Annotated in this window: 23 protein-coding genes; 15 read left to right on the top strand and 8 right to left on the bottom strand. The window is 66.2% G+C overall.

Features of this window, described 5'->3' with window-relative positions; translation table 11 throughout:
- Nucleotides 1-36: 36 nt before the first annotated feature.
- A complete protein-coding gene (gene lpxC, locus EIM48_RS01855) occupies nt 37-948 on the top strand; it encodes a UDP-3-O-acyl-N-acetylglucosamine deacetylase (protein WP_019398557.1) in 912 nt (303 codons plus the stop codon).
- 308 nt (nt 949-1,256) lie between these two features.
- Here lpxC and EIM48_RS01850 read toward each other — a convergent pair whose 3' ends face one another.
- The gene (locus EIM48_RS01850; RefSeq protein WP_125110967.1) at nt 1,257-1,703 is read right to left on the bottom strand and encodes a DUF721 domain-containing protein; all 447 of its coding nucleotides are present in this window, start codon (nt 1,701-1,703) and stop codon (nt 1,257-1,259) included.
- Nucleotides 1,704-1,712: 9 nt separating this feature from the next.
- Between EIM48_RS01850 and EIM48_RS01845 the strand changes: the two genes are divergently transcribed.
- The 3 genes from EIM48_RS01845 (at nt 1,713) to EIM48_RS01835 (ending at nt 6,750) form a co-directional block, all read left to right on the top strand.
- Entirely contained in the window at nt 1,713-2,657 is a 945-nt protein-coding gene (locus tag EIM48_RS01845) for a M23 family metallopeptidase (RefSeq protein ID WP_125110966.1), read from the top strand.
- A 206-nt stretch (nt 2,658-2,863) separates the two neighbouring features.
- Nucleotides 2,864-5,590 carry a preprotein translocase subunit SecA gene (gene secA / locus EIM48_RS01840; protein WP_125110965.1) on the top strand — a complete coding sequence of 909 codons (2,727 nt, stop codon included), beginning with the start codon at nt 2,864-2,866 and terminating at the stop codon, nt 5,588-5,590.
- Between the two features lie 200 nt (nt 5,591-5,790).
- The gene (locus EIM48_RS01835) at nt 5,791-6,750 is read left to right on the top strand and encodes a Nudix family hydrolase (protein ID WP_125110964.1); all 960 of its coding nucleotides are present in this window, start codon (nt 5,791-5,793) and stop codon (nt 6,748-6,750) included.
- Here EIM48_RS01835 and coaE read toward each other — a convergent pair.
- From coaE to EIM48_RS01820, 3 genes are read right to left on the bottom strand one after another with little or no spacing between them, the layout of a single operon-like run.
- A complete protein-coding gene (coaE, locus tag EIM48_RS01830; RefSeq protein ID WP_125110963.1) occupies nt 6,740-7,390 on the bottom strand; it encodes a dephospho-CoA kinase in 651 nt (216 codons plus the stop codon). The two genes, EIM48_RS01835 and coaE, sit on opposite strands and share 11 nt — an antisense overlap.
- A 57-nt stretch (nt 7,391-7,447) precedes the next feature.
- Nucleotides 7,448-8,311, bottom strand: coding sequence for an A24 family peptidase (locus EIM48_RS01825; RefSeq protein WP_028915938.1), 864 nt, complete (start codon nt 8,309-8,311; stop codon nt 7,448-7,450).
- 12 nt (nt 8,312-8,323) lie between these two features.
- A complete protein-coding gene (locus EIM48_RS01820; RefSeq protein ID WP_125110962.1) occupies nt 8,324-9,580 on the bottom strand; it encodes a type II secretion system F family protein in 1,257 nt (418 codons plus the stop codon).
- Nucleotides 9,581-10,013: 433 nt separating this feature from the next.
- Between EIM48_RS01820 and EIM48_RS01815 the strand changes: the two genes are divergently transcribed.
- From EIM48_RS01815 to EIM48_RS01795, 5 genes are all read left to right on the top strand, one after another.
- A complete protein-coding gene (locus tag EIM48_RS01815) occupies nt 10,014-10,433 on the top strand; it encodes a pilin (protein WP_125110961.1) in 420 nt (139 codons plus the stop codon).
- A 71-nt stretch (nt 10,434-10,504) separates the two neighbouring features.
- Nucleotides 10,505-10,909 carry a pilin gene (locus EIM48_RS01810; protein ID WP_125110960.1) on the top strand — a complete coding sequence of 135 codons (405 nt, stop codon included), beginning with the start codon at nt 10,505-10,507 and terminating at the stop codon, nt 10,907-10,909.
- A gap of 57 nt (nt 10,910-10,966) precedes the next feature.
- Entirely contained in the window at nt 10,967-12,841 is a 1,875-nt protein-coding gene (locus EIM48_RS01805) for a hypothetical protein (protein WP_125110959.1), read from the top strand.
- Between the two features lie 40 nt (nt 12,842-12,881).
- A complete protein-coding gene (locus EIM48_RS01800; protein WP_125110958.1) occupies nt 12,882-14,126 on the top strand; it encodes a hypothetical protein in 1,245 nt (414 codons plus the stop codon).
- A gap of 61 nt (nt 14,127-14,187) precedes the next feature.
- Complete coding sequence (locus tag EIM48_RS01795; protein ID WP_125110957.1) at nt 14,188-15,306, top strand: glycosyltransferase; 1,119 nt, start codon at nt 14,188-14,190, stop codon at nt 15,304-15,306.
- Here the strand turns inward: EIM48_RS01795 and EIM48_RS01790 are convergent.
- Genes EIM48_RS01790 through EIM48_RS01775 form a run of 4 tightly spaced genes read right to left on the bottom strand, consistent with a single transcriptional unit; the run spans nt 15,281 to nt 19,194 of the window.
- Nucleotides 15,281-16,390, bottom strand: coding sequence for a glycosyltransferase family 4 protein (locus EIM48_RS01790; protein ID WP_125110956.1), 1,110 nt, complete (start codon nt 16,388-16,390; stop codon nt 15,281-15,283). The genes EIM48_RS01795 and EIM48_RS01790 overlap by 26 nt on opposite strands.
- 17 nt (nt 16,391-16,407) lie before the next feature.
- The gene (locus tag EIM48_RS01785; RefSeq protein ID WP_125110955.1) at nt 16,408-17,622 is read right to left on the bottom strand and encodes a glycosyltransferase; all 1,215 of its coding nucleotides are present in this window, start codon (nt 17,620-17,622) and stop codon (nt 16,408-16,410) included.
- The gene (locus tag EIM48_RS01780) at nt 17,619-18,344 is read right to left on the bottom strand and encodes a class I SAM-dependent methyltransferase (protein WP_125110954.1); all 726 of its coding nucleotides are present in this window, start codon (nt 18,342-18,344) and stop codon (nt 17,619-17,621) included. The genes EIM48_RS01785 and EIM48_RS01780 overlap by 4 nt, the downstream gene beginning before the upstream one ends.
- Nucleotides 18,337-19,194: a glycosyltransferase family 2 protein gene (locus EIM48_RS01775; protein WP_125108430.1), complete on the bottom strand. Its 858-nt coding sequence runs from the start codon at nt 19,192-19,194 to the stop codon at nt 18,337-18,339. Before EIM48_RS01775 ends, EIM48_RS01780 begins: the two co-directional genes overlap by 8 nt.
- A 149-nt stretch (nt 19,195-19,343) precedes the next feature.
- Here EIM48_RS01775 and pilB point away from each other — a divergent pair, with 149 nt between their 5' ends.
- The 6 genes from pilB (at nt 19,344) to tolA (ending at nt 24,921) form a co-directional block, all read left to right on the top strand.
- On the top strand, nt 19,344-21,071 hold the full coding sequence (gene pilB, locus EIM48_RS01770) for a type IV-A pilus assembly ATPase PilB (protein WP_125108429.1): 1,728 nt from the start codon (nt 19,344-19,346) through the stop codon (nt 21,069-21,071).
- Between the two features lie 341 nt (nt 21,072-21,412).
- Nucleotides 21,413-21,889: a transposase gene (locus EIM48_RS01765; protein WP_019399258.1), complete on the top strand. Its 477-nt coding sequence runs from the start codon at nt 21,413-21,415 to the stop codon at nt 21,887-21,889.
- Between the two features lie 314 nt (nt 21,890-22,203).
- Entirely contained in the window at nt 22,204-22,614 is a 411-nt protein-coding gene (gene ybgC, locus EIM48_RS01760; protein WP_019399257.1) for a tol-pal system-associated acyl-CoA thioesterase, read from the top strand.
- Between the two features lie 70 nt (nt 22,615-22,684).
- A complete protein-coding gene (tolQ, locus tag EIM48_RS01755; RefSeq protein ID WP_028915928.1) occupies nt 22,685-23,461 on the top strand; it encodes a protein TolQ in 777 nt (258 codons plus the stop codon).
- A 25-nt stretch (nt 23,462-23,486) separates the two neighbouring features.
- Nucleotides 23,487-23,915, top strand: a complete 429-nt coding sequence (gene tolR / locus EIM48_RS01750; RefSeq protein ID WP_019399255.1) for a protein TolR — start codon at nt 23,487-23,489, stop codon at nt 23,913-23,915.
- A 19-nt stretch (nt 23,916-23,934) separates the two neighbouring features.
- Complete coding sequence (gene tolA / locus EIM48_RS01745; protein WP_019399254.1) at nt 23,935-24,921, top strand: cell envelope integrity protein TolA; 987 nt, start codon at nt 23,935-23,937, stop codon at nt 24,919-24,921.
- Nucleotides 24,922-25,127: the final 206 nt, after the last annotated feature.

Raw genomic sequence — 25,127 nt, 5'->3', positions numbered from 1 at the left:
CAAGCGACCACCACCCGAAGTCGCAGTTCCCATTCCATGACCCGGCAGCGCACCCTCAAGAACACGATCCGCGCCACAGGCGTCGGCCTGCACAGCGGCAACAAGGTCTACATGACCCTGCGCCCGGCGCCGGTCGACCATGGCATCGTGTTCCGCCGCACCGACCTGGACCCGGTGGTCGAGGTGCCCGCGGCCGCCAGCCTGGTCACCGAGACCACGCTGTGCACCGGCCTGACCTGCGGCGAGGCCAAGATCCAGACCGTCGAGCACCTGATGTCGGCGGCCGCCGGCCTGGGCGTGGACAACATGATCGTGGAGCTGTCCTCGGCCGAGCTGCCGATCATGGACGGCTCCTCCGGCCCGTTCGTGTTCCTGCTGCAGTCCGCCGGGATCGAGGAACAGGACGCACCCAAGCGCTTCATCCGCATCCTCAAGGAAGTGGAAGTGCGCGACGGCGACAAGGTGGCCCGGTTCTCGCCCTACGACGGGTTCCGGCTGGACTTCACCATCCAGTTCGACCACCCGATGATCCCGGCCAAGCAGTCGCACCATGTGCTTGAGTTCTCCACCGCGGCCTACATCCGCGAGATCTCCCGCGCGCGCACCTTCGGCTTCATGCGCGACCTTGAATACATGCGCGACCTCAACCTGGGCCTGGGCGGCTCGATGGACAACGCCATCGTGCTGGACGAGTTCCGGGTGCTGAACGAGGACGGGCTGCGCTACGCCGACGAGTTCGTCCGCCACAAGATCCTCGACGCGATTGGCGACCTGTACCTGGTCGGCGGCCCGGTGCTGGGCGCCTACGAGGGATACAAGTCCGGCCACGCGCTCAACAACAAGCTGGCCCGCGCCCTGCTCGCCGACGCCAGCGCCTGGGAAAAGGTCAGCTTCGAGGAAGCCGGGGCACAGGCCCCGCTGGCCTACGGCACCGCCGCCCTGGCTTGAGCCCCCGCCCGCCGCGTCGCGGGCTGCCGCCATTCCCGCCGGAACCCTTGCCGCGCAAGCCATTGTGCGGTTGGCGCGTGCCCGTGGGCGTCGCAGGCCGCCCGGCGCGACTCCTTGCACCATCCTGGTGCAATCTTCATGCAAATGGCCGAAGCGTGAACCCGGACGGGGCTGGCCCCGGCTGATAACGACTTCTTAACGAAGTGCTAACGACGTGAGCGGAATGTGAGGCTAGGATGCCCCGACCCTCTGGTTGGTTGCGTTACCAACGCGCCATCTGGCGGGGACGGTTCCGGGGAGGATGGGGATCAACCCTTGGAGCCGTCGGGATCTCCCGGAAGGGGATCCCGCAAGGATGCCAATGCGTCGCTCACGGCTTTCAGGGCGGTCGCTGAAACCAAGGGGGACGTTGCGGGCGCCGCTGGCGCATGCAATGGCACGGTGGTCGTTTTGAGGATGACTGCAGTGGGGTTCAGCCCGATGGACCGGGCCGCATCGAGGAGCTGGGTTTCTGCCAGGCGCAATCGCGCCCGCCAGACCGGCGAATCGGTGACAAAAACGAGCTGTTCGCCGGAGACGTTGGCCAGCCTGCAGTGGGCTGCCGCACCGGGGGGCAGCAGGGGACGCAACTGCTGGTCCAGCGCGTCGAGCCACAGGGCACGACGCAGGGAGGCGCCAGTTTCGCCCGCCAGCGCGGCTTCGGCCGCGGGAAGCGGAATGGTGGCCCTGCGGGCGTTGGGCTTCAAATCAGGCATACCTAAAGCATGAGCTACAAACTGATCGTAAGGAACCCGCTTTCGGGCCATAAGGCCGGGTTGTGGGGCCGTATCCAGGCTTGGGGCGTGCAGCGCCCGGCCCTGATGTCCGGCATCCTTCTGGCGGTGGGCGGCCTGGCCGGGTTTGGAGCCGGTGCCGGGGTCGGCCTCGCCAATGCCTCCTATACCGATTCGGAACTGGCGCGCCAGCAGCAGGAGCTGGAACAGATCCGCCGCCAGTCCCAGCAGGAAATCAATGCCCTGGCCGCGCGCCTGGGCGAGCTGCAGGCCCAGGCCAACCGCCTCAACGCCCTCGGCGAGCGCCTGACCGAGGCCGGCCAGCTGGAGGACGGCGAGTTCGACTTCCAGGGCACGCCTGGCCAGGGTGGCGCGGAAATCGCGCGCGACATGCCGAAGGAAGAACTGCTGCAGGGGCTGGACGAGGTCGAGCGCCAGTTTGCCGCCTCCGGGCGTCAGCTCTCGGTGATGGAATCGCTGCTGTTCGACCTGCAGCTGGAATCCAACGCCGTGCCCTCGCGCTCGCCGGTGCGGCGCAGCTACATCACCTCCAGCTTCGGGCGGCGCGCCGACCCGTTCGGCCGCGGCGGCCAGTTCCACAAGGGCATCGACTTCAACGCCAACGTCGGCGACCCGGTCATGGCCGTGGCCGACGGCGTGGTCAGCTTCGCCGACACCCGCAACGGCTACGGCAAGACCGTGGAGATCGACCACGGCAATGGCTACGTCACCCGCTACGCGCACAACTCGCGGCTGGTGGTGAAGGCCGGCGACCTGGTGCGCGCCGGGCAGGAAGTGGCCAAGGCCGGTTCCACCGGCCGCTCGACCGGCGCCCACGTGCACTTCGAGGTGTGGGAAAACGGCCGGGTGGTCAACCCGCGCAAGTTCCTGGGCGACAACAACCGCGCCCCGGTGGCGCGCCGCAGCCGCGGCTGAGCCGGCCCGCACCCGCAAGGCCCGCCCCTCTCCCCGGGGCGGGCCTTTTCGTTTCCGGCGCTGGCCTCCGGCCCGACGAACGGGCGCTTGAGTTCGGCGATCTGCGTCCCAAGCTACAATGAACAATTGCCGCCGGCCGGGGCACCTGCTCCGGCGCCGACAGCGCCCCCGGCGCCCGCGGTGTTCATTCCCAATTGGCCTTTTCGATGATCAACAAACTGCTCACCCGTGTCTTCGGCAGCCGTAACGAACGGCTCCTGCGCCAGCTGGACCGTATCGTCGCCAGGATCAACGCCCTGGAGCCGGAGATGCAGAAGCTCTCCGACGATCAGCTGAAGGCCAAGACCCCGGAGTTCCAGCAGCGCATCGCCAACGGCGAGCCGCTGGACAAGATCCTGCCGGAGGCGTTCGCGGTCTGCCGCGAGGCCAGCTCCCGCGTGCTGGGCATGCGCCACTACGACGTGCAGATGATCGGCGGCATGGTCCTGCACATGGGCAAGATCGCCGAGATGCGCACCGGCGAGGGCAAGACCCTGGTGGCGACCCTGCCGGTCTACCTCAACGCCCTGGAAGGCAAGGGCGTGCACGTGGTCACCGTCAACGACTACCTGGCCCGCCGCGACGCGGCCTGGATGGGCCGCCTGTACAACTGGCTGGGCCTGTCGGTCGGCGTGGTCTACCCGGGCATGCCGCATTCGGACAAGAAGGCCGCCTACGCCGCCGACATCACCTACGGCACCAACAACGAGTTCGGCTTCGACTACCTGCGCGACAACATGGCGTTGTCGAAGCAGGACCGCTTCCAGCGCGGCCTCCACTACGCGATCGTCGACGAGGTCGACTCGATCCTGATCGACGAGGCGCGCACCCCGCTGATCATCTCCGGCCCGGCCGACGAATCACCGGAGCTGTACATCCGGGTCAACCGCATCGTGCCCCAGCTGAAGCGCCAGGAGTCCGAGGATGCCGAGGGCGACTACTGGGTCGACGAGAAGGGCAAGCAGGTGCACCTGTCCGAGGCGGGCATGGAGCACGCCGAGGAGCTGCTGCGCCGCGCCGGCATCCTCGCCGAGGACGAGAGCCTGTACGGCGCCAACAACCTCTCCGTGGTCCACCACCTCAACGCCGCCCTGCGCGCGCACGCGCTGTTCCAGCGCGACGTGGACTACATCGTGCGCGATGGCGAGGTGGTGATCGTCGACGAGTTCACCGGCCGCACCCTGGCCGGGCGCCGCTGGTCCGACGGCCTGCACCAGGCGGTCGAGGCCAAGGAAGGGGTGCCGGTCCAGCGCGAGAACCAGACGCTGGCCAGCATCACCTTCCAGAACCTGTTCCGCATGTACAACAAGCTGTCCGGCATGACCGGCACGGCGGACACCGAGGCCTACGAGTTCCAGAGCATCTACGGCCTGGAGGTGGTGGTGATCCCGACCCACCGCCCGGTGCAGCGCGTCGATCATCCGGACCAGGTGTTCCTCAACCGCCAGGGCAAGTTCCGCGCGGTGCTGGCCGACATCCAGGACTGCCACAAGCGCGGCCAGCCGGTGCTGGTCGGCACCACCTCGATCGAGACCTCCGAGATGCTCTCGGAGTACCTGCGCAAGGCCGGCGTCCCGCACGAGGTGCTCAACGCCAAGCAGCACGAGCGCGAGGCGCAGATCGTGGCCCACGCCGGCCGCCCCGGCGCGGTGACCATCGCCACCAACATGGCCGGCCGCGGCACCGACATCGTGCTCGGCGGCTCGCTGGAAGCCGAACTGGCGGCGCTGGGCGAGGACGCGTCCGAGGAAGAGAAGGAGAAGGTCCGCACCGACTGGCGCAAGCGCCACGAGCAGGTCAAGGCCGCCGGCGGCCTGCACATCATCGGCACCGAGCGGCACGAGAGCCGCCGCATCGACAACCAGCTGCGCGGCCGCTCTGGCCGCCAGGGCGACCCGGGTTCGTCCCGCTTCTACCTGTCGCTGGAAGACAACCTCATGCGCATCTTCGCCTCCGACTGGGTGCAGAAGGCGATGCGCATGATGGGCATGAAGGAAGACGACGTCATCGAGGACCGCCTGGTCACCCGCCAGATCGAGAAGGCGCAGCGCAAGGTCGAGGCCCACAACTTCGACATCCGCAAGAACCTGCTGGACTTCGACGACGTCAACAACGACCAGCGCAAGGTCATCTACGCCCAGCGCGACGAGCTGCTGGAGGCCGACTCGGTCAAGGAGAACATCGACGGCATCCTCGGCGACGTGGTCAACGAGCTGGTGACCCGCTTCGTGCCGCCGGAGTCGGTGGACGAGCAGTGGGACCTGCCCGGCCTGGAGGCCGCGCTGGAGGGCGAACTGGGCCTGCGCATGGACCTGCGGGGCCTGGCCAGGTCCAGCGAGGAGCTGGACGCGGAAGGCGTCGAGCGCCACGTGCAACAGGCGGTGGCCGCCCTGTTCGAGGAAAAGGAACGCCAGCTGGGCAGCGAGACCATGCGCGCGCTGGAGAAGCACATCATGCTGACCGTGCTCGACCAGGGCTGGAAGGAGCACCTGGCGCGCATGGACTACCTGCGCCAGGGCATCCACCTGCGCGGCTACGCGCAGAAGCAGCCCAAGCAGGAGTACAAGCGCGAGGCCTTCGAGCTGTTCTCGGAGATGCTGGACAACGTCAAGCGCCAGGTGATCAGCCTGCTGGCGCGGGTGCGGATCCGCAGCGAGGAGGAGGTCGCCGCGCTGGAGGCCCAGGAACGCGCCCAGGCCGAGGCCGCGCTGCGCCAGGCCCAGTTCCAGCACGCCCGGGAGGAGGGCTACGGCACCGAGGACGAGGTCGCGGCGCTCGCCGGCGCCCAGGCCGGCGGCACCGTCGTGCGCGAGGAGCCGAAGGTCGGCCGCAACGATCCCTGCCCCTGCGGCAGCGGCAAGAAGTACAAGCACTGCCACGGCCAGCTGGGCTGAGCCCGGGCAGGCATCCCGGCCTCCACGCCGGAACCCGGACGCCCCCGCAAGGGGGCGTTCGCGTTTCCGGGCCGGGTGGCGCCAGGCGGCCACGGCCCCGGGCACGGAGTGCCGGAACTGTTACCGGCGCCACGCGTTTGCCCTCCGCCGGGGGCGGCGTGCGATATCGGAGCCCGCCCCGTCCCGGTTAAGCTTCGGCCATGGAAGCACCGTTGCGATCGATCCACGTCGTGGCCGGCGTCATCACCGACGTCCGCGGCCGCATCCTGCTCACCCAGCGCGGCAAGGACAGCGACCTGGCCGGCCTGTGGGAATTCCCCGGCGGCAAGCGCGAGCCCGGCGAGACTTCGCAGGAAGCCCTGGCGCGCGAACTGGTCGAGGAACTTGGGATCGAGGTCGAGGTGGGCGAGCGCCTGATCGAGGTGCCGCAGCAGTACCCGAGCAAGCACCTGCGCCTGGAGGTGTTCCGGATCGCGCGCTGGAAAGGTTCCCCGCGCGGCAGGGAAGGGCAGGCGATGACCTGGGTCGAGCCGGAACGGTTGCCGCGCTACTCCATGCCCTCGGCCGACGTGCCGGTGGTCGGGGTGCTGCGCCAGCCGGAGCTTTACCTGGTCACGCCCGCCCCCGGCGGCGACCTGCCGGCGTGGCTGGCGGCGCTGGACGCAGCGCTGGAATCGGGGATCCCCCGGGTCCAGCTGCGCGCCCCCGGCCTGGAACCGGCGGCCTGGCGCGAGCTGGCCAGCGCGGCCCTGGAGCGTTGCCGGCGCAGCGGCGCCGAGCTGCTGCTCAACCGCGACGTGGCCCTGGCCCGGGAGCTGGGTACCGGCGTGCATCTGGGCAGCGAGCAGCTGGGGCTGCTGGGCGAACGGCCGCTGCCGGCGGGGCAGGCGGTGGGCGCGTCCTGCCATACGCTGGAAGAACTGAGGGCGGCCCAGGCGCTGGGCTGCGATTTCGCCGTGCTTGGCCCGGTGCGCGCCACCGCCACCCATCCGGATGCCTCGCCGATCGGCTGGGAGGGATTCGCCGGACTGCGCCAGCACGTGGGCCTGCCGATCTACGCGATCGGCGGCCTGGGGCCGGACGACGTCGAGGCGGCGCGGCGCCAGGGCGCGCAGGGAATCGCGGCGATCCGCGCGCTGTGGGAGCCGGTTACGGCCTGAGCGGGTCGGCGCTGCCCGGATCGCGGGCAGGCGCCCCGGCCAGGGCGCTGTAGCGGGCGTGCAGCTCGGCCACCATCGCGTCCAGGTGCGAGGGCTCGCCGTCGTTGACCACCAGGTCGTCGGCCAGCGCCAGCCGTTCCTGGCGTGAGGCCTGGGCGGCGATCATCCGCCCGGCCAGGGCTTCGTCCACGCCGTCGCGGCGCATGAGGCGGGCGTGCTGGACGGCTTCCGGGGCGTCCACCACCAGGATCCGGTCCAGCCAGGGATAGCCAACGCGGCCGCCGGCTTCGGCCAGCAGCGGGATCGCGGCAATGGCATAGGGGCTCGGGGCCTGGCGGCACTGGGTTTCCAAAGCCGCGCGGATGGCGGGGTGGGTGATGGCTTCCAGCGTCCGCCGCGCGGCCGGGTCGGAGAAGATCCGCTCGCGCAGCTGGCGCCGGTCCAGGCGCCCATCGGGCTGCAGCACGCCGGGCCCGAACTCGCGCACGATTGCCGCCAGGGCCGGCTGCCCCGGTTCCACCACCTCGCGCGCAACCACGTCGGCATCGGCCACGTGCACGCCCAGCGCCTCGAAACGCCGGGTCAGCTCGCTCTTGCCGGACGCCACGCCCCCGGTCAGGCCGATGATCAGGTTGCTCATGTGGATGGTGCGGGGCGGGTGGTGCAGGAATGGCCGCCGCGGAGGCGGCCCGCGCCGTCAGCCGAGGCCGGCCAGGCGCATGTAGGCGCCCATCATCGCATCGCCCCAGAAGAAATAGATCCAGCCGGCGATGGCCAGGTAGGGGCCGAACGGGATCGGGGTGGCGCGGTCGCGGCCCTTCCAGGCCAGCCAGATGCTGCCGACGATGGCGCCCACCACCGAGGAGAGCAGGATGATCGGCAGGATGCCCTTCAGGCCGCACCAGGCGCCCAGCGCCGCCAGCAGCTTGAAGTCGCCATGGCCCATGCCTTCCTTGCCGGTGAGCTGCTTGAACAGCCACCACACGCTCCACAGCGACACATAGCCGGCGATCGCGCCCAGCAGCGCCGGCTTGGCCGGCATGTAGAGGTTGTCGAGGCTGGCGATCAGGCCCAGCCACATCAGTGGCAAGGTGAGCTGGTCGGGCAGCAGCCGGGTGCGCAGGTCGATCCCCGACAGCGCGACCAGGAACCAGGTCAGCAGCATCGCGCCGAAGCCCTGCCAGCCGAAGCCGAAGCGCCAGGCGCACAGCACGGTCAGCACGCCGGTGAGCAGTTCCACCAGTGGGTACTGCAGCGAGATGCGCTGGCCGCTGTAGCGGGAGCGGCCGCGCAGCAGCAGGTAGCTCAGGACCGGGATGTTCTCCCACCACTTGAGCCGGTCGCCGGTGACCGGGTCGTGGGAAGGCTCCACCACCACCCCGGGCGGGGGCGGATCATAGATCTCCGGCTGGCCGAGGATCTCGCGGGCGTCGCGCTTCCACTCCCACTCCAGCCGGCGCGGCAGGCGCAGGATGACCACGTTGAGGAAGCTGCCGACCGCCAGCCCCACGCCGGCAACGAGCGGATAACCCAGCAGGGGCTGTTGGTCCAGGAACGCCATGGAGTGTCTTGGTCAGATGGTGGAAGCGAGCTTGAAGATGGGCAGGTACATGCCGACGACCATGCCGCCCACCAGGACGCCCAGCACCACCATGATCATCGGTTCGATCAGGCTGGCCAACGCGTCGACGGCGTTGTTGACCTCCTGCTCATAATACTCCGCCACCTTGAAGAGCATGGTGTCCAGGGCGCCGGCCTCCTCGCCGATGGCCGCCATCTGCACCACCATGTGCGGGAACAGGTTGGTCTGCTTCATGGCCAGGTTGACCGGGTAGCCCACCGCCACGTCGTCGCGGATCCGCAGGATGGCCTTCTCGTAGACCGAGCTGCCGGTGGCGCCGGCGACCGAGTCCAGGGCCTCCACCAGCGGCACGCCGGCCTTGAAGGTCACCGCCGTGGTGCGGGCGAAGCGGGCGATGGCGCTGTTGTTCACGATCTCGCCGATCACCGGGATCTTGAGCAGCACCCGGTCCAGGAAATGCTGGAAGCTGGGCGAGCGCTTGTAGGCGTAGATGAAAGCGCCAATAGCGCCTACGGCCGCGATCAGCACGGCCCACCAGTAGGCGACCATGAAGCGCGAGGCATTGACGATCAGCTGGGTGAAGGCAGGCAGGTCGGCGCCAAAGCCCTTGAAGGTCTCCTCGAACTGCGGGACCACGAAAACCAGCAGGACCGCGCTGACGATGATGGCCACGGCAATGGTCATCACCGGGTAGAACATCGCCTTCTTGATCTTGCCCTTCAGGGCCTCGATGTTCTCCTTGTAGTTGGCGATGGTGTCGAGCACCGTCTCCAGCACGCCGGCGCCTTCGCCGGCCCGGACCAGATTGCGGTACAGCTCGTCGAACTGCACCGGGTGCTTGCTGATCGCCTCGTGCAGCGAAGAGCCGCCCTCGATATCGGCACGGATGCCGCCGACCATGTTCTTCATCCGCGGGTTCTTGTTGCCGCCACCAATGATCTCGAGCGCGGTGACGATGGGCACGCCGGATTTCATCATGGTCGCCATCTGGCGGCTGAAGAAGGCGATGTCCTTGGGGGTGATGGCCTTGCCGGCGGAGCCGAACAGCGGCTTGGGCTTGGGCTTGACCACAGTGGGCGTGATGCCCTGCCGGCGCAGCTCGGCGCGGAGCATGTTGGCGTTCCGGGCCGACTGCTCGCCCTTCATCTTGACGCCGCGCTTGTCGGTGCCCTCCCAGACGAACTGCGCGAGCTCGCTGGTGGAGCGAGCCGCCGGCGCGGACTTGACGGCAGAACGGGTTGCGGACATGTGCTTGTTCTCCCCAGCCGGCATCCCCATGCCGGCACGAACCGGCATGGTAGCGGGTATTGGGGCGGCAGGCACCCCGCCGCCGGCTGGCCTGGGCGGCCCTCCTGGAGGACCTGTGCCCCCTCGCCGATGGTCCTCGGGCCGGATAGCCGCTGATCGAGGGGGGGGGCGTCTACGCCGTGCCTTCAGGTGACGCGAAACGTCACTTTTTGCCAAATGCGCCATGGAGCAGGTTTGTGGTGCGGATCACGCATTGGGGACGGCCAGGGCTCGGTGTTTGCCGCGCAAGATTGGTAAGATGCCGCCGCGGGCGTCGCGTGGGGGAGTTGGCACGTAACCTGCGTGGGGACAGATACGTGGTCGTCGATCACGGGCTCGCTTGAAGGGCACGGGAGGTTCCGCGCCCGCCAACAACCGTTCTAGGGGAATCAACATGAAGAAGCAGCAGGGCTTTACCCTGATCGAACTGATGATCGTCGTTGCGATCATCGCCATCCTGGCCGCCATCGCGCTGCCGGCCTACCAGAACTATGTCGCCAAGTCGCAGGTCACCGCTGGCCTGGCCGACATCCGCGGCGGCGTGACTGCCTATGAGGAAGCCATCCAGTCGGGCAAGAGCGGCCCGGTCTCTCTCGATGACCTGGGGCTGCAGCAGAACACCGCCCGTTGCACCATCACTCCGGGAGGTAGCTATAACTCTCAGTCCGGTCAGGAGATCAGCTGCGCACTGAAGGGCAACCCGAAGGTTGCGACCAAGACCATCAAGCTGGTTCGCAACACCTCTGGTGCTTGGAACTGCAAGGCCGACACGACCCTAGACGACAAGTTCCTGCCGGGCGGCTGCTCCAAGTAATCTCGCACGTGCATGAAAGGGGGCGGCGACGCCCCCTTTCTTCTTTGGATCGAGCATGAATCGGGGGTCTCATGCGTCGGGAAGGTGGGTTCACTCTCATTGAACTGATGATCGTGGTGGCGATCATTGCCATCCTTGCCGCCATTGCATTGCCTGCTTACCAGAACTACGTAGCGAGGAGTCAGCTGGCTGCTGGGCTCGCCGAGATCCGGGGTGGCCTGAATAGTTTCGAGGCGCACATATTGGTTGAAAACCTCAATACGTTTGATCTGGCCGATGTTGGATTACCAACGAGCACTCCGCGCTGTAATCTGAACATGATGCCTGGTGAAACCGGGTTCATCCGCTGTACGCTCAAGGGAAATCCGAAAGTGGCTGGTAAGGCGATTGAGCTTGCGCGCAACGCGTCCGGCCAGTGGTCTTGCAAGGTAGATCCGGCTATTGCCAGCTACCTGCGTCCGGACGGGTGCAGCTGATCACGACGCAGTAGAGAGGTTCCCGTGGGGAGATGGGTGGATGGGCGTGCACGCCTATTGAGTCTGCATGTCGCCACCTTGCTGGCGCTGCCGGGCCTAGTTGCGTTGGTCTACTGGCCTGGGCTGGGTGGGCCTTTCATATTTGATGACTTTCCGGCGCTGGTCGGCAATCAGCGTGTGCATCTAACTAGCCTTGCTTGGGGCGAGTTATGGAAGGCCGCCACCAGTTTTGATCCGGGAGGCACCGGTAGGCAGTTGGCCATGGCCAGCTTCGCGATCAACCACGCCTTGGGTGGCCTGGACCCTTGGGGATGGAAGCTGGGTGGCCTAGTGGTGCATCTGGCCAATGCCGTGCTGGTCTACGTGTTATGCCTGAGGTTGCTGGCGTTGGTTGGGGTACAGCAGTACTTGCATCTCTCTGCCGCTGCCCTGGCGTTGGCTTGGGCCGTGCATCCGCTTCAGGTTTCCGCCGTGCTGTACGTGGTGCAGCGGATGGAGACCCTATGCCTTACCTTTACATTGCTGGCCCTGTTGGCGTACCTGCGTGGCCGCCGACTGCAGATTGCTGGCGATCACGGCTGGCCATGGCTGGCGGCCTGCGCGCCGTTGCTGCTGCTTGCCTTAGGTGCCAAGGAGAGCGCGCTCCTGCTGCCGCTGTTTACCTTGGCGCTTGAGTTGACCGTGCTCGCTTTTGGCGGTGCCACGCAGGTGCAACAGCGCTTCTGGCGTTGGGCCTATGCGTTGGGTTGCATGGTCGGCGTGGCGATCTTCGTAACGGTGGTGGTTCCGCACTATGCCGCTCCGAACGCTTACTTCACTCGGGATTTCGACATTGTCCAAAGGCTGTTGAGCCAGCTTCGGATCCTGCCCATGTACCTGGGCCAGATTCTGCTGCCTATCCCGGCGCGCATGCCGTTCTACTACGATGATTTCGAGGCCTCTACGTCTCTGTTGCACCCCTGGACGACGCTTGCCGGTGGCCTGCTGCTGGGTGGACTGCTACTGCTTGCTGCGTACTGGCGCAAGCGGGCGCCTCTAGCGGCGCTCGGCGTATTGTGGTTCTTTGCGGGCCACGCAATGACGTCCAACGTGGTGCCGTTGGAGCTGGTCTTCGAGCACCGCAACTACTTTGCGCTGCTGGGTGTGTTATTGGTGTTGGCCGAGGGTATTCGTCGGATCCCGGTGCGCGACAGCCCAGCCATCAAGGTGGCCGGCACGGTGGCTGTCGTATTGGCACTGGGATTCCTTGGTGCAATCCGGTCTGCAACTTGGGGTGACAGGCTTCTGTTGGCGGTCGAGCACGTAAACATGAACCCCGACTCGCCCCGGGCGCTCCAGGACCTGGGGATCGTGTACTACGAGATGTCGGGCGGTTCCATGGATTCCCCTTTCTTCAGCCTGGCGATGCAGATTTTTGAGCGGGAGGCTGCGCTGCCAAGGAGTGGTGTCCTTCCGGATCAAACGTTGGTGCTATTGCGCGCAAAATATGAGCTTCCGGGGGCAGAGCCTGCGTGGGATCGTCTAGTTGCAAAGTTGAGAGATCGCCCGCTGTCGCCTGAATCACTTATTGCCTTTCATGGATTAATCGAGCAGAGGTACAAAGGGGTTCAGCTGGACGATCGGCGCTTGACCGAGGCCGTGCGGGTACTGATGGGCAGGGCCGTGCTGACGCCGCACAAGTACGCACAGTTTGGCGATTATCTCCTGCGATATGCCGGAGAGCCGGAGCTGGCTGCGAATGCCTTTGCTAATGCAGTGTTAATTAGCTTGGATCAGGGCGACGAGGCATACGCGCGGCAGGTGGTGAAAGTCCTGGCGGAGGAGGGGCGCCTAGAGCACGTCACATTCGTGCTCGAGAAGGCGCGCGAAGCCGGTTTCGTGCTGCCTAATGATCTGCCAGAGTTCCTATGCGCAAAGAATAGTGCGTGCTAGCCTGAGAGTTCTATGGCAAGCGGGCTTCGGCGTGAGGTCGATGGCGCTATTTAAGAGCCTTGCAAGGGCGCTCCGTGGAACGGTGGCGCGCAATGCTATTGCGACAACTGCGGTCCTTTTTGTTCGGCTCTCGGTGTTGGCAATTCACATGCTCCTGGTAGCTAGGTTGCTGGGTGCAGAAAATTTCGCTGGTTATGTTGCAGTTGGAGCATTGGCGGTTTTGCTCGGTGGTTTGTCCAGCTTCGGTACTCAGCTGCTAGTGCTGCGTGACTCGGCGCGCTCTGCCTCGTTCGATGCGCTGTGCGTAGGGCTGGGTACGTGGCGGTTGTTTGCGCCACTACTTTTCTGCATGTATGTGCTTATTTGTCAATGCCTTGGTCTTCTGTCAGGTGGTGTGTGGCTGGTTCTGGGCGTTGGCATTGCCGAGTTTTTCCTCCATCCCGTCCTGCAATTCATCTCGATGGCGCGTCAGGGGGAAGGTGCGGTTGCACAAGGGCAGCGTTGGTTGACCATGCCTCTGCTGTGTCGTGCGTCATTAATGGCTTTCCTGTGGGTTGGTAGTGGCATTGAGCCTGCGCTCGGGGTGGGACTCGTTCATTTGACGGCTGCTGTGGTCTCCTTGCTTCTCGTTCTTATCTTTGGCGGTGTGGTGTTGCCTCCCGTTAGGCATTGGAGGGCGCTGAGTGGAAGGCAGTGGCGGGAGGCTGGCGTATATGCCGCACTAGGCCTAACTTCGGGGGCACAGCCAGATCTGGATAAGATTGTCGCTTTGAAGTTGCTACCCGGAGGGGGGGCGGGTATATATGCTGCGGCCTCAAGGATGCTTAGTGCTGTCGTGACCCCGGTAATCGCCTTGGTGTTGTCTTCTCTGCCAAGGCTCTTTGCACGCCCGGGAAAAGACTCGGGGCTTCTGGTTTCTATGGCTGTGCTAGCGGCGGGGTATTCAATAGTGGCAATCGCTGCCTGTGCATGGTTGGCACCCCTATTGGAAGTTGCGCTGGGCACTTCCTATGAGGGTGTGAGCGGTGTTCTGGCTGTGCTGGTGTGGGGTGTTCCTGCGCAATCGCTTCGTTTGGTAGTTTGTAGTGTATTGATGGCGAAGGGGACGGGCGTTTATAGGGTTATCGTCGACGTGGCGTGGATGTTGTCACTCTTGGTCTTAGGATCTGGAGTGGCGGTCGACGGCCAATTGTCTTCCGTTGCTTGGGTAGTGGTGACCGTGGAATGGTCGACGCTGGCCCTAGCGGTCGTAGCACTCTGTTTGATTGGGCGTAGGGCAGGATGACTTGGATTCGCCTTCATAGGTCCGTCATCAGAACGCGCTATATGCCCGGCTGGGAGAAATCTTGAAGGTATGGTTGCTTGCTAGCCGTTTCGAGGCCGGCGGTATCGAACGTGTCTTGGTGGCGCTGTCACAAGGCCTTGCGAAGCGGGGGCTAGATGTTTCCATCGTTGTAGGACGGATTACGACTGGTGGTCGCGTTCTGTTGCAAGAAGCAACGCGAGCGATTGAGATTGCTCCGGGTGGTGCTGCCTACTTCCCGCTGGGGCTGATGTACCACCTGCGCAGGTGGCAACCCGACGTGATAATTACGTTCGCTGCTGATATCGCGGTCTTGGCTTTGCTTCTAAAGAGCCTTGGTTTAATTAGGTCGGCAGTAGTGTGCTCGGAACATTCGCTGTCGAAGGCGGGAGGACGGATTTCGAGCATTGGGCGTGCGAAACGGTGGCTGCTTCACCATTTTGTGCGTGTGTTCTATCCGGGTGCCGATGCACTGATTGCTGTTAGTAAAGGATTGGCCCACGAATTGTCGTCGCTGGTGGGAGAAAAGTCTAAATGTGACTGCATCTATAACCCTGTGAGCATGCCGGGTGCTGAAGATGCCTCTGCTGCACCTCCGGAGGATTGGCCATGGCCGGATGATGACGTGCCAGTAATCATTTGGATCGGTCGCATGGAGCCCGTCAAGCGTTTGGATATCCTTGTCCGTGCGTGGCAGGGCCTCCGTAGCAGGATGGCTGTTCGACTGTTACTGGTTGGGGGTGGGTCTCAGGAGCAGGAGCTTCGTTCAAGATTGAATCATGAGGCAGATTTCTTCATTGCTGGAGTGCAGTCAGACCCCGGCAGTTGGCTAAAGAAGGCTCGTGTTCTGGTGCTAAGTTCGGATTGCGAGGGGTTCGGCAACGTACTAGTGGAGGCGATGCTGTGCGGCGTGCAGGTTGTTTCCACTGCGTGTCCCTATGGGCCGAGTGAGATTCTGGATGGCGGGCGCTACGGACAGCTCGTGCCCCCCGGAGATGCTCGTGCTCTCGAGGAGGCGTTGGAGTATTCGTTGGATGGAATTTTTCGTGTGGATCCAGACGTTCTGAGGGCGCGGGGAGCTGAATTTTCCGCTGAAAATGCGTGCGCAAGCTATTTCGAGGTCTTGCAGAGGGTTATTAGAGAGCGGGGTGTCGCTCGCTAGCAGTCGTTGCCAGGTGAAGGCAGCTCGCCAGTTTCTCCCCAACTTTCTTCCACGAATCAGGTTTGGGTGCTAAAGCCTTGGAGGTGTTGGTTAATTGGTTATGTATCTGCTGAGCTAATTCGTAGGGATCTCCAGGCGTGTAAAGAGCTTCTGGATTGTTTGAGAGGAGTAGGGCGGCGTCCCCGGTTTCTGCAGCGCAGACTGGTACGCCACATGCGAGGGCCTCTGTGAGTTTCAGTGGATGGCAGTATTTTCCAAACCCGTCGTTCCTGTTGCAGACCACGGCAATGTCGAGTGCGTTTATAACCGTGGGGACCTGGCGCCAATCTATGATGCCCAGATCAAGGATGCGAGAGCTGCGATAGCGGTCGATGGTCTTGTCTCGGGGGCCCGCAATTACTAGGTGGAGGTTGGGGTCCTCTTTTGCTAGTAGGTCAAATGCTTCGAAAAGGTCGCCTATTCCCCGGTTGCGGTGGATCGCTCCGACGGTTCCCACAAGACACGCATCAGGTGGGAGGCCCAGCACTTCCCGGCAATGCCGCCGCGCCATGGGTCTGAACAAGTCGGTGCGCACACCGTTGGGTATCACGGTGACCGGTACGCCCATTGTGATCCTCTCCCGTACATGCGAAGCCAAAGTATGGCTCGCCATGGTCAGGTGGGCTGCACTTCGGCAAGCGCGGTGAAAGGCGGTGGTGATACCTGGGATCCGCGTCAGGCCGAAGTAATCGTAGTTGTCATACAGGTCGAGGACGGCCGGAACATCCCAGCGCTTGCTCAAGATGGCGGCTGCGATGCAATGCGGTGCGTCTGACGACGCCCATATGACATCCGGCTTCTCGATCTTGCGCAGCTGCCCGGCCCATTCCAGTGGGGCTAATGGACTTGCGTTTATTGAGTGCCAGTCAACACCCGCTGGAGACAGGTGGTATGTAGAGGTACGCGAGCGATAACTTGTGGTAAGACCAGTGACTTCATGTCCCTGTCTGGCCAGAGCCTCCGGGAGCTCGTAAAGGCGCCCGTACCTGTCATTAAGTAGGTCTTTGGCGGTGTACTGGCGCTTTGTTAGCACAAGTACTTTCATGGCTTATCGCGCGCTCTTCAATGTGGGGGGGCGAGGTCCTTTAGCATCGAAGCATAGTCATCCGAAACGGATGACCAATCGTGCTTCTTGCGGATCCTGATAGCCTGTTCCTGTGCCCAGGAAACTGCGTCATCGTGGCGATCTAGTACCTTGCATATTGCTTCGGCTAGTTCATCCGGTGAGCCTGGCGTGACGCAATGGGGCGGCCAAATGCCGTCGAATACTTCTTTCACCGCATCAATTCGAGTGGTGACTACCGGGCATTCGCAAGCCAATGCCTCCGCGCTAACTAGCCCTAGGCCGTCTCGATCCCCGGATTCGCTTGGAACAAACGGCGCGACCAGCATTGCCACGCGTCGGTAGAGGTCCGGTAAGCGGTCATGAGTGACCGCGCCGAGAAAGCGGACCTTGTCCGCGATTCCAAGATGGCGGGCCTGGGCCATGCGTTCCTCGAGTTCCGGACCAAAGCCGGCGATTGTTAGCGTGGTCCCCGGATGCTTGGCAACGACCATCGGCATGGCGTCCAGAAGGTGGCGCAGGCCCTTCTTCTCGACCAGGCGTCCGACGAAGAGCAGTTCTCGCGGGCTACGCGGGGTTCCGGGATGCGGCGCGAAGCGCCGGCAGTCCACGCCCATGGGGGCGACGCTCGTGTGCGCCGGGGCCATGCCAAGCGAGTGCAGTGGTTCCAGCATGGCGGTACTGACCACCGTGGCCCGGGTACACCTGCGCAGCGTCCATTGCTTCAGTTTGCGCGGCAGCCAACCGCCCAAGGCATAGAGGTCTGCGCCGTGCGAGGTGACCAGGATGGGGCTGCGATGTAGGCCAAGGGTGCCGGCCAGGGCGGCGACGAAGCCCTGGGGAATGATCCAGTGCGCGTGGATGGCCGCGGGCGGGCGGTGACGGACCACGCTCGCGAGGGCCAGCAGTTGTCCCAGCAGGAAGCCGGGCAGCAGGGCCAGCATCCAGGGGTGCCGGCGCAGGTTGGTGACAATGCCGCCGTCGTTCACCAGGCGCTCCAGCGATTCCGGCGCATAGCGGTAGCGCACTACCTCCACGCCGTCGAGCGTTTCGCGCGTCGCCGCGCCTGGCGCGTGCGGGCACAAGACCATTACCTCGAAATGGTCCACCAACCGCTTCGCCAGCTCATGGACGAAACCGGGTTCGTGGTCGTTTGCCCAGCGCGGGTATGTGGAGGCCAGGACCAGCAGGCGAGGACGCGGGGAGGGGTTCATTGCGGCTTGCGCAGGGTAACCCGGTAGGACGTGGTCAGGGCTGGCCACTCTGGCCAGAACCAGCCCAGCATCGTGGCGGCCAGGTTTATTGCCAGGACCAGCGGTCCGAGAAGGGCAAGCAGTAGCAGTCGACGCAGGCCGTGCGCGCCGGCCGCCGGGGCGGCCAGCGCCAGGCAGGCGAGCACGGCGCTGGCCTGCAGCGCCGAGTTGGTTGGCTGCAGGCGTTCGACTTCCAGGCCGCAGCGACTCCCGCTGCGCTCCCACCCGTGGACGGTCCAGCGCTGGAAGTCATAAGGAACGTCATGCACGGGATAGAGGAACGGCATACTCAGTTCGGCGAATCCACCGGGCTTGAGCACGCGTGCAATCTCGGCGAGCACTGCGTCCGGGTCTCGGGTGTGCTCCAGCACCTCGAAGCATGCTACCGCGTCGATCGTGGCGTCGGCGAAGGGCAGGCGATGCGCGTCCCCGAACACATCAGGCCGGCAGCCGTACATGCCCACGGCCGTGGTCGGGTAGTCGAACGCGATGTACCGGGTGTCCTCGGGAAGATGCAGTGCGAGCCAGCGGTTGGCGGCGCCGATGTCGAGGACCGTGCCGCGGCACTGTCGCAGTCGTGGACCTGGATCCTGGGTGGCCAGCAGCCATTGCGGATGCAGGGGCGTGCGGGCCAGCCACCGGAACTGGCCCCGCAAGCTGCTGGCGCTGGACGCGTCACTCATCGCGCAGGTAGGTCAGGTTGGTGATCTGCTCGGAGATCAGGCCGATCAGGAACACGATTACCGCCGCGCTGAAGAGCAGGGTGCTCATGTTGGTGAAGCGGTGCTGGGTCGCGAAGGTGTAGGCGTAGTAGCCCAGGCCGGTGGCGAAGAAGGACAGGGATACCGGGATGAACAGCTTCAGCGGCGAGTACAGGGTGGCGATCTTGAAGATGATCAGCAGGAAGCGGATGCCGTCCTTGACCGGGCGGATGTGGCTGCCGTTGCCGACGCGCTTGGCCACCGGGATCGGCACGTAGGCCACCGGGTAGGCGCTGCGGAAGAAGGCCATGGTGCTGGTGGTCGGGTAGCTGAAGCCGTTGGGCAGCAGGTGCAGGAACTGGCGGAACTTGTCCGCCCGTACCGCGCGGAAGCCCGAGGTCAGGTCCATGACCTGGTGGCCGGTCATGCGGGTGGCCAGCCAGTTGTAGAAGCGGTTGGCCAGGCCGCGGTGCAGGTTGGCCTGGCCGCTGCCGTCGCGGGCGCCAACCACCATGTCGTAGCCCTCGGCCAGCTTGTCCAGCAGGCGGGGGATGCAGGCGGGGTCGTGCTGGCCGTCGGCGTCCATGAACACCAGGATCTCCCCGCTCGCGGCGCGCGCGCCGCGCTTGACCGCGGCTCCATTGCCCATGGAATAGGGGGCGCCGAGCACGCGGGCGCCATGGCTGGCGGCGATGGCCGCGGTGTCGTCGGTGGAGCCGTCGTCGACCACGATCAGCTCGGCCTGCGGGAACAGCTCCCGGATGGCCGGAAGCGTGCGGCGCAGGCCCTCGGCCTCGTTCTTGGCCGGAAGGATGATGCTCAGGCTGTTCAAGCTGGTTTCCCCGGGATCCCCGGCGCTATCGTAATGCCTGTCGGGGAGGGACGGAACGCGCCGGGTCCGGTCGTCCGGCGGTGATCGCCGGCGGATCGGCCGGGGTTTTGCAGTACTCTTTCCATGGCCAAGGGGAAAGCCACCTCCATATGAATGCGATGTCCGCCAATCTTGTCGGAATCACGGGTATTGCCCGTCGCCTGGTCCAGGACGGAGCCATGGACGAGGCGGCCGCCCGCGCCGCCATGGCCCAGGCCGCCGAGGCCAAGGTGCCGCTGGCCCAGTTCATTGCCGAGAAGAGGCTGGTCACCCCGGCCCAGCTGGCGGCCGCCAACTCCATCGAGTTCGGCATCCCGCTGCTCGATACCTCCGCCTTCGACCCGTCGCAGAACGCGATGAAGCTGGTCAGCGAGGAGCTGGTGCAGAAGCACCACGTGCTGCCGCTGTTCAAGCGCGGCAGCAAGCTGTTCGTGGGCGTCAGCAACCCCACCCAGACCGGCGCGCTGGCCGAGATCCAGTTCCATACCAACCTGGCGGTCGAGCCGATCCTGGTCGACGAGGACCAGATCCGCCGCACCCTGGAGCAGTGGCAGAACGCCAGCGCCCAGCTGGACAGCGGCCTGGGCGAGGACGACGAGGGCCTGGAGAACCTCGAGGTCGGCGCGGGCGACGAGGACGGGATCGGCGAATCGGGTGTCGACGCCAAGGGCGACGACACGCCGGTGGTCAAGTTCGTCAACAAGGTCCTGGTTGACGCCATCCGCCGCGGCGCCTCGGACATCCACTTCGAGCCCTACGAAACCGACTACCGCGTGCGCCTGCGCATCGACGGCCTGCTCAAGACCGTGGCGCGGGCCCCGGTCAAGCTCAACCAGCGCATCGCCGCGCGCCTGAAGGTCATGGCGCAGCTGGACATCGCCGAGAAGCGCGTGCCGCAGGACGGCCGCATCAAGCTCAACCTGTCGAAGACCAAGCAGGTGGACTTCCGTGTCAGCACCCTGCCGACCCTGTTCGGCGAGAAGGTGGTGCTGCGTATCCTCGACGGCAGCGCGGCCAAGCTGGGCATCGACAAGCTCGGCTACGAGCCGGAGCAGCAGAAGCTGTTCCTGGACGCGATCCACAAGCCCTACGGCATGGTCCTGGTCACCGGCCCGACCGGCTCGGGCAAGACGGTGTCGCTGTACACCGCGCTGGGCATCCTCAACGACGAGACCCGCAACATCTCCACCGCCGAGGACCCGGTCGAAATCCGCCTGCCCGGCGTCAACCAGGTCCAGCAGAACAACAAGCGCGGCATGACCTTCGCCGCGGCCCTGCGCAGCTTCCTGCGCCAGGACCCGGACGTGATCATGGTCGGCGAGATCCGCGACCTGGAGACCGCCGAGATCGCGATCAAGGCCGCGCAGACCGGCCACATGGTGCTGTCGACCCTGCACACCAACGACGCGCCGCAGACCATCGCGCGCCTGATGAACATGGGCATCGCGCCCTACAACATCACCTCGTCGGTGACCCTGGTGATCGCCCAGCGCTTGGCGCGCCGGCTGTGCTCCAAGTGCAAGCGCCCGGTGGACCTGCCCGAGCACGCCCTGCTGGCCGAGGGCTTCACCCCCGAGGAAATCCGCGAGGGCTTCACCGTGTACGAGCCGGTGGGCTGCGAGGAGTGCACCGAGGGCTACAAGGGTCGCGTCGGCATCTACCAGGTGATGCCGATGAGCGAGGAGATCCAGGCCATCGTCCTGGCCGGCGGCAACGCCATGCAGATCGCCGAGGTGGCGCAGAAGGCCGGCGTGCGCGACCTGCGCCAGTCGGCCCTGCTCAAGGTCCGCCAGGGCATCACCAGCCTGGCCGAGATCAACCGCGTCACCAAGGACTGAGTACCCGACGCCCCGCCATCCGTGCGGGCCGGCCCGGGTTGTCGCCGTGGTGCGGCGGCGACCGTAGGCCGGTGGCCGGCGGCTGGCCGCGCCGGCTGCCTTGGTCGCGGCAGATCGCGCCCGGCCACCGGAGGCACCGCCCGGCTGCCGCGGCCACTGCGCGCGCAGCCGTACCGGTCCGGCCAGGCACCCTCGGATCGGATGGCGCGGACATGCGTCGCCGGTCCGCGGCGCCGGCCGCCGCCGTGCCCTCATCCGAAAGTCGATGATCGGCGGATTCCTACTTGATGGCGCGGATTTTCCCGCTTTTTTCGGGCCTGTCGGCGCGCCAATCTCGGCGCATGGACATGCCAGTCGCCAATCCCGGCCCCGGCATCCTGGTGGAGGAGGGGTCCGACGTTCCGCTGCAAGGCGGTGTCTTCCACGTGTCCGTGGTGACCCGTGGCCGATACGCCTGCTTTGCCGACTTCCACGTGGCCTGGACGGCCGTGCGCGCCTTCCGCGACCCGGCGGCGCTGGGCGATGCCCGACTGCTGGCCTGGGTGCTGCTGCCGGACCGGGTGGCGTGGCTGGTCCAGGGCGGCGAGCAGATGCCGATGGAGAAGGCGGTCAGCCGGATGAAGTCCTGCAGCGCAGTGCAGGTCAACAAGACCCTGTTCCGTGCCGGGCCGCTGTGGGAACCGGGCTTCAAGGCGCGCGAGCTGGCGCCCGACGAGGACCCGCGGGCGGTGGCGCGGCGCCTGCTGGTGGCGCCGCTGCAGGCCGGGCTGGCCTCGGAACTGATGGATTACCCCTTCTGGGACTGTGTCTGGCTGTGAGGTCCCCGGCGGGACGGGCGGCGGATGGCTTTCCAGGGGAGGAAGGCGGCAGGCAGGCTGCCGGTGGGGGCGCCGGCAGCCTGCCCCCCTCCGTCCGTCCCGCCGCGGCTCCTGCCATGCCGGCGAGTGGGGCGCTGGGGCATGGCTCCGGCCGGGTTTGCCGGGCTGGGATTTGTGCTGGCGGCTGGCCGGGCAGGGCGGCGGGCTGATGGGCCCGTGGTGCGGATCGATGGCGATGCGCCAGTGACGCAGGGGCTGGCCGAAGGGGCGCGGAAGCGTCATGCTTTCGCGCTTGGACGCTGCCTCCCCTGCCGATGTTCAGCATTCCGATACGGGTTTACTGGGAAGATACCGACGCCGGTGGCGTGGTCTACCACGCCCGCTACGTGGCCTTCCTGGAGCGCGCGCGCAGCGATGCGTTGCGCGCCATGGGCCGTGGCCAGCACGCCCTGCAGGCGGCCGGACTGGTATTCGCGGTCCACTCGATGCGGCTGGACTTCCTGCGCCCGGCGCGGCTGGACGACCTGCTCGAGGTAACCGCGGAAGTGTCCCGGCTCGGCCGCGCCAGCGTGGTGTTCTCCCAGCGCATCCTGCGCGGGGAGGAGACCCTGCTGGAGGCCGAGGTCAAGGTGGCGTCCCTGCGCGCGGCCGATTTCCGGCCCTGCCCGATGGACCCGGCGCTGTACGAGGAACTCCGGACGCTGCAGGCCGGTCCGATGCGCTGACCGTATCGCCCGCGGCGGGGCCATCGCCCCGCTGGCATTGCACCAAGACGAAGCCATTGAGGAACAAAGGATGATCGGATCGAGCCTGGCCCTGCTGGCCACCGTGGTGGAGGCACTGCCGCCGGACGCGGCCGCGGCGGCCACCGAGGCGGCGGCTACCGCCGCCCATGGCGGCATCAACTACCTGGACCTGATGCTGCGGGCGAGCCTGCCGGTCAAGCTGATCGTGCTGCTGCTGCTGGCCGGTTCGCTGATCAGCTGGGTGATCATTTTCCGCAAGCTGGGCGCGTTCAAGCGCGCCGACCAGGAAGCGGACGAGTTCGAGAACCGGTTCTGGTCCGGCGCCGACCTCGGCAAGCTGTACGCCGCGGCGACCGACCGCAACCGCGTGGTCGTGGGCCTGGAGGCGATCTTCGAGGCGGGTTTCCGCGAGTTCGCGCGCCTGCGCGACAAGCGCCGCCACGACGGCCGCGCCCAGCTCGAGGGCGCGCAGCGCGCCATGCGCGTGGCCTTCACCCGCGAGGTCGGCCAGCTGGAGCGCAACCTGGAGCTGCTGGCCAACATCGGCTCCACCGCCCCGTACGTGGGCCTGGTCGGCACCGTGTTCGGCATCATGGTGACCATGCACGACATGGTCAGCCAGGGCCAGCAGGTCGGCATCGCCTCGGTGGCGCCGGGCATTTCCGAGGCGCTGTTCGCCACCGCCATCGGCCTGTTCGTGGCCATCCCCGCGGTGTGGGCCTACAACCGCTACACCACCCGGGTCGAGCGCCTGTCGCAGCGCTACGAGAGCTTCGCCGACGAGTTCAGTTCGATCCTGCAGCGCCAGGCCGGCGGCGACGAATGAGCCGCCGCCCCGACGGGAGCACGCCATGAGCACATTCGCCCGGCACAAGCGCCGCAAGCTCAAGTCCGAGATCAACGTCGTTCCCTACATCGACGTGATGCTGGTGCTGCTGATCATCTTCATGGTCACCGCCCCGCTGCTGAGCCTGAGCGTGGACGTGGACCTGCCCAAGTCCAACGCCCGCTCGGTGGACAGCAAGAAGGACCCGGTGATCGTCACCGTGGACGCCGAGGGCCGCTACTTCCTGACCCTGGAAGGCGGCAAGGCGCAGCCGATCGACGCCACCGAGCTGAGCGCGCGGCTGGCGGCGTTCGTGGCCCAGAACAAGGACTTGCCGGTGTTCGTCGCCGCCCCGGGCGGGGTGGAGTACCAGAAGGTGATGGACACCATGGTCCTGGTGCAGGCCGCCGGCGTGCCGCGGGTGAGCCTGATGAGCCAGCCGGGCGGTCGCTGAGGCCGGCCCGCAGGTGAGCATGCACGCCGACGCCTTCTACCATCGCCCCGAAGACCGCGAGAGCGGCCTTGCCGGCCCGCTGCTGCTGGCGCTTGCCCTGCACATCGGCGTGGCCCTGCTGTTCTGGCTGGCCTGGTGGTGGTCGCCACAGCGCAAGGTGGAGCCGGCGGCCGGTTCCCCGGCGATCGAGGCCTCGCTGGTGATGAGCCCGGCCGACCTGGCCGCGGCCCAGCGCCGCGCCGAGGAAGCGCCCAAGCCGGAGCCGCTGCCGGAGCCGGTGGCCGAGACCGCGCCCGAGGAAACCGTGCCACCGCCGCAGCCGCTGCCCGAGCCGCGTCCGCAGGACGCCACGGTGCAGCCGCAGCAGAAGGCCCAGGACTTCATCCCGCAGCCGGACACCGTCGACCAGGACGAGGCCCGCCGCGACGCGATCGCCAAGGAAAAGGCCGAGAAGGAACAGGAAGAGCGCCGCCGCCAGCAGCAGATCGACCTGACCGAACAGCAGCGGCAGAAGGAAGCCGAGAACCAGCGCCGCCTGGCCGCCCAGGCCGAGGAGGCCGAGCGCCAGAAGAAGCTGGCCGAGATCCGCCGCCAGCGCGAGCAGGCCGCGCGCGAGGCCGAGCGCGCCGAGCAGCGCCTGCGCCAGCTGCAGCAGGTCCAGCAGCGCCAGTCCGCGCCTGCCCAGGCCAGCCAGGGCTCGCCGGGGCAGGGCGGCACCAGCGAGGACCTGACCGCCAAGTACGCCGCCGCGATCCAGCAGGCGGTGACCAACCAGTGGATCCGCCCGGACACCGTGCCCCTGGGCCAGCGCTGCCGGGTGCAGATCCGCCAGCTGCCCGGTGGCGAGGTGATCGACGTGAAGGTGCAGCCCGGCTGCCCCTACGACGAGGCCGGCCAGCGCTCGCTGGAGGCGGCCGTCCTGCGCGCCCAGCCGCTGCCCTACCGCGGCTTCGAATCGGTGTTCCAGCGCACCCTGATCCTGAACTTCGAGGCCCGGGACCGCTGAGGCGGACGTGGGAACTTCTTCCTTCCATGGCGGTCTTTGTCGGCCGCCGCGCTCCGTAGCCAGGGAAGCCCCCGGTCGCGGGGCCGTGCCCGCCGGCGGCGGCCGCGGGCGGTTCAGGCCGTTGGCTGGGTGTTCACGCGGTTTTCGTTCATGATTGCGAATATGTTCACGCCACCGCTGGTATCCCTAGCGTCCCCCAAGAGTGT

This window comes from Pseudoxanthomonas sp. SGNA-20 (assembly GCF_003931635.1).
GTDB lineage: Bacteria > Pseudomonadota > Gammaproteobacteria > Xanthomonadales > Xanthomonadaceae > Pseudoxanthomonas.
The sequence above is the reverse complement of the archived record's forward strand: the minus strand, read 5'-3'. Positions and strand labels throughout refer to the sequence as shown.

Coding starts and splice junctions, on each gene's coding strand:
- EIM48_RS01780 (WP_125110954.1), bottom strand. CDS start 18,344: ATGAGTGACGCGTCCAGCGCCAGCAGCTTGCGGGGCCAGTTCCGGTGG.
- EIM48_RS01825 (WP_028915938.1), bottom strand. CDS start 8,311: ATGGCGTTCCTGGACCAACAGCCCCTGCTGGGTTATCCGCTCGTTGCC.
- pilB (WP_125108429.1), top strand. CDS start 19,344: ATGAATGCGATGTCCGCCAATCTTGTCGGAATCACGGGTATTGCCCGT.
- EIM48_RS01815 (WP_125110961.1), top strand. CDS start 10,014: ATGAAGAAGCAGCAGGGCTTTACCCTGATCGAACTGATGATCGTCGTT.
- EIM48_RS01765 (WP_019399258.1), top strand. CDS start 21,413: ATGGACATGCCAGTCGCCAATCCCGGCCCCGGCATCCTGGTGGAGGAG.
- ybgC (WP_019399257.1), top strand. CDS start 22,204: ATGTTCAGCATTCCGATACGGGTTTACTGGGAAGATACCGACGCCGGT.
- EIM48_RS01845 (WP_125110966.1), top strand. CDS start 1,713: ATGAGCTACAAACTGATCGTAAGGAACCCGCTTTCGGGCCATAAGGCC.
- EIM48_RS01810 (WP_125110960.1), top strand. CDS start 10,505: ATGCGTCGGGAAGGTGGGTTCACTCTCATTGAACTGATGATCGTGGTG.
- EIM48_RS01790 (WP_125110956.1), bottom strand. CDS start 16,390: ATGAAAGTACTTGTGCTAACAAAGCGCCAGTACACCGCCAAAGACCTA.
- EIM48_RS01835 (WP_125110964.1), top strand. CDS start 5,791: ATGGAAGCACCGTTGCGATCGATCCACGTCGTGGCCGGCGTCATCACC.
- tolA (WP_019399254.1), top strand. CDS start 23,935: ATGCACGCCGACGCCTTCTACCATCGCCCCGAAGACCGCGAGAGCGGC.
- secA (WP_125110965.1), top strand. CDS start 2,864: ATGATCAACAAACTGCTCACCCGTGTCTTCGGCAGCCGTAACGAACGG.
- tolR (WP_019399255.1), top strand. CDS start 23,487: ATGAGCACATTCGCCCGGCACAAGCGCCGCAAGCTCAAGTCCGAGATC.
- coaE (WP_125110963.1), bottom strand. CDS start 7,390: ATGAGCAACCTGATCATCGGCCTGACCGGGGGCGTGGCGTCCGGCAAG.
- EIM48_RS01820 (WP_125110962.1), bottom strand. CDS start 9,580: ATGTCCGCAACCCGTTCTGCCGTCAAGTCCGCGCCGGCGGCTCGCTCC.
- EIM48_RS01785 (WP_125110955.1), bottom strand. CDS start 17,622: ATGAACCCCTCCCCGCGTCCTCGCCTGCTGGTCCTGGCCTCCACATAC.
- EIM48_RS01850 (WP_125110967.1), bottom strand. CDS start 1,703: ATGCCTGATTTGAAGCCCAACGCCCGCAGGGCCACCATTCCGCTTCCC.
- tolQ (WP_028915928.1), top strand. CDS start 22,685: ATGATCGGATCGAGCCTGGCCCTGCTGGCCACCGTGGTGGAGGCACTG.
- EIM48_RS01800 (WP_125110958.1), top strand. CDS start 12,882: ATGGCGCTATTTAAGAGCCTTGCAAGGGCGCTCCGTGGAACGGTGGCG.
- lpxC (WP_019398557.1), top strand. CDS start 37: ATGACCCGGCAGCGCACCCTCAAGAACACGATCCGCGCCACAGGCGTC.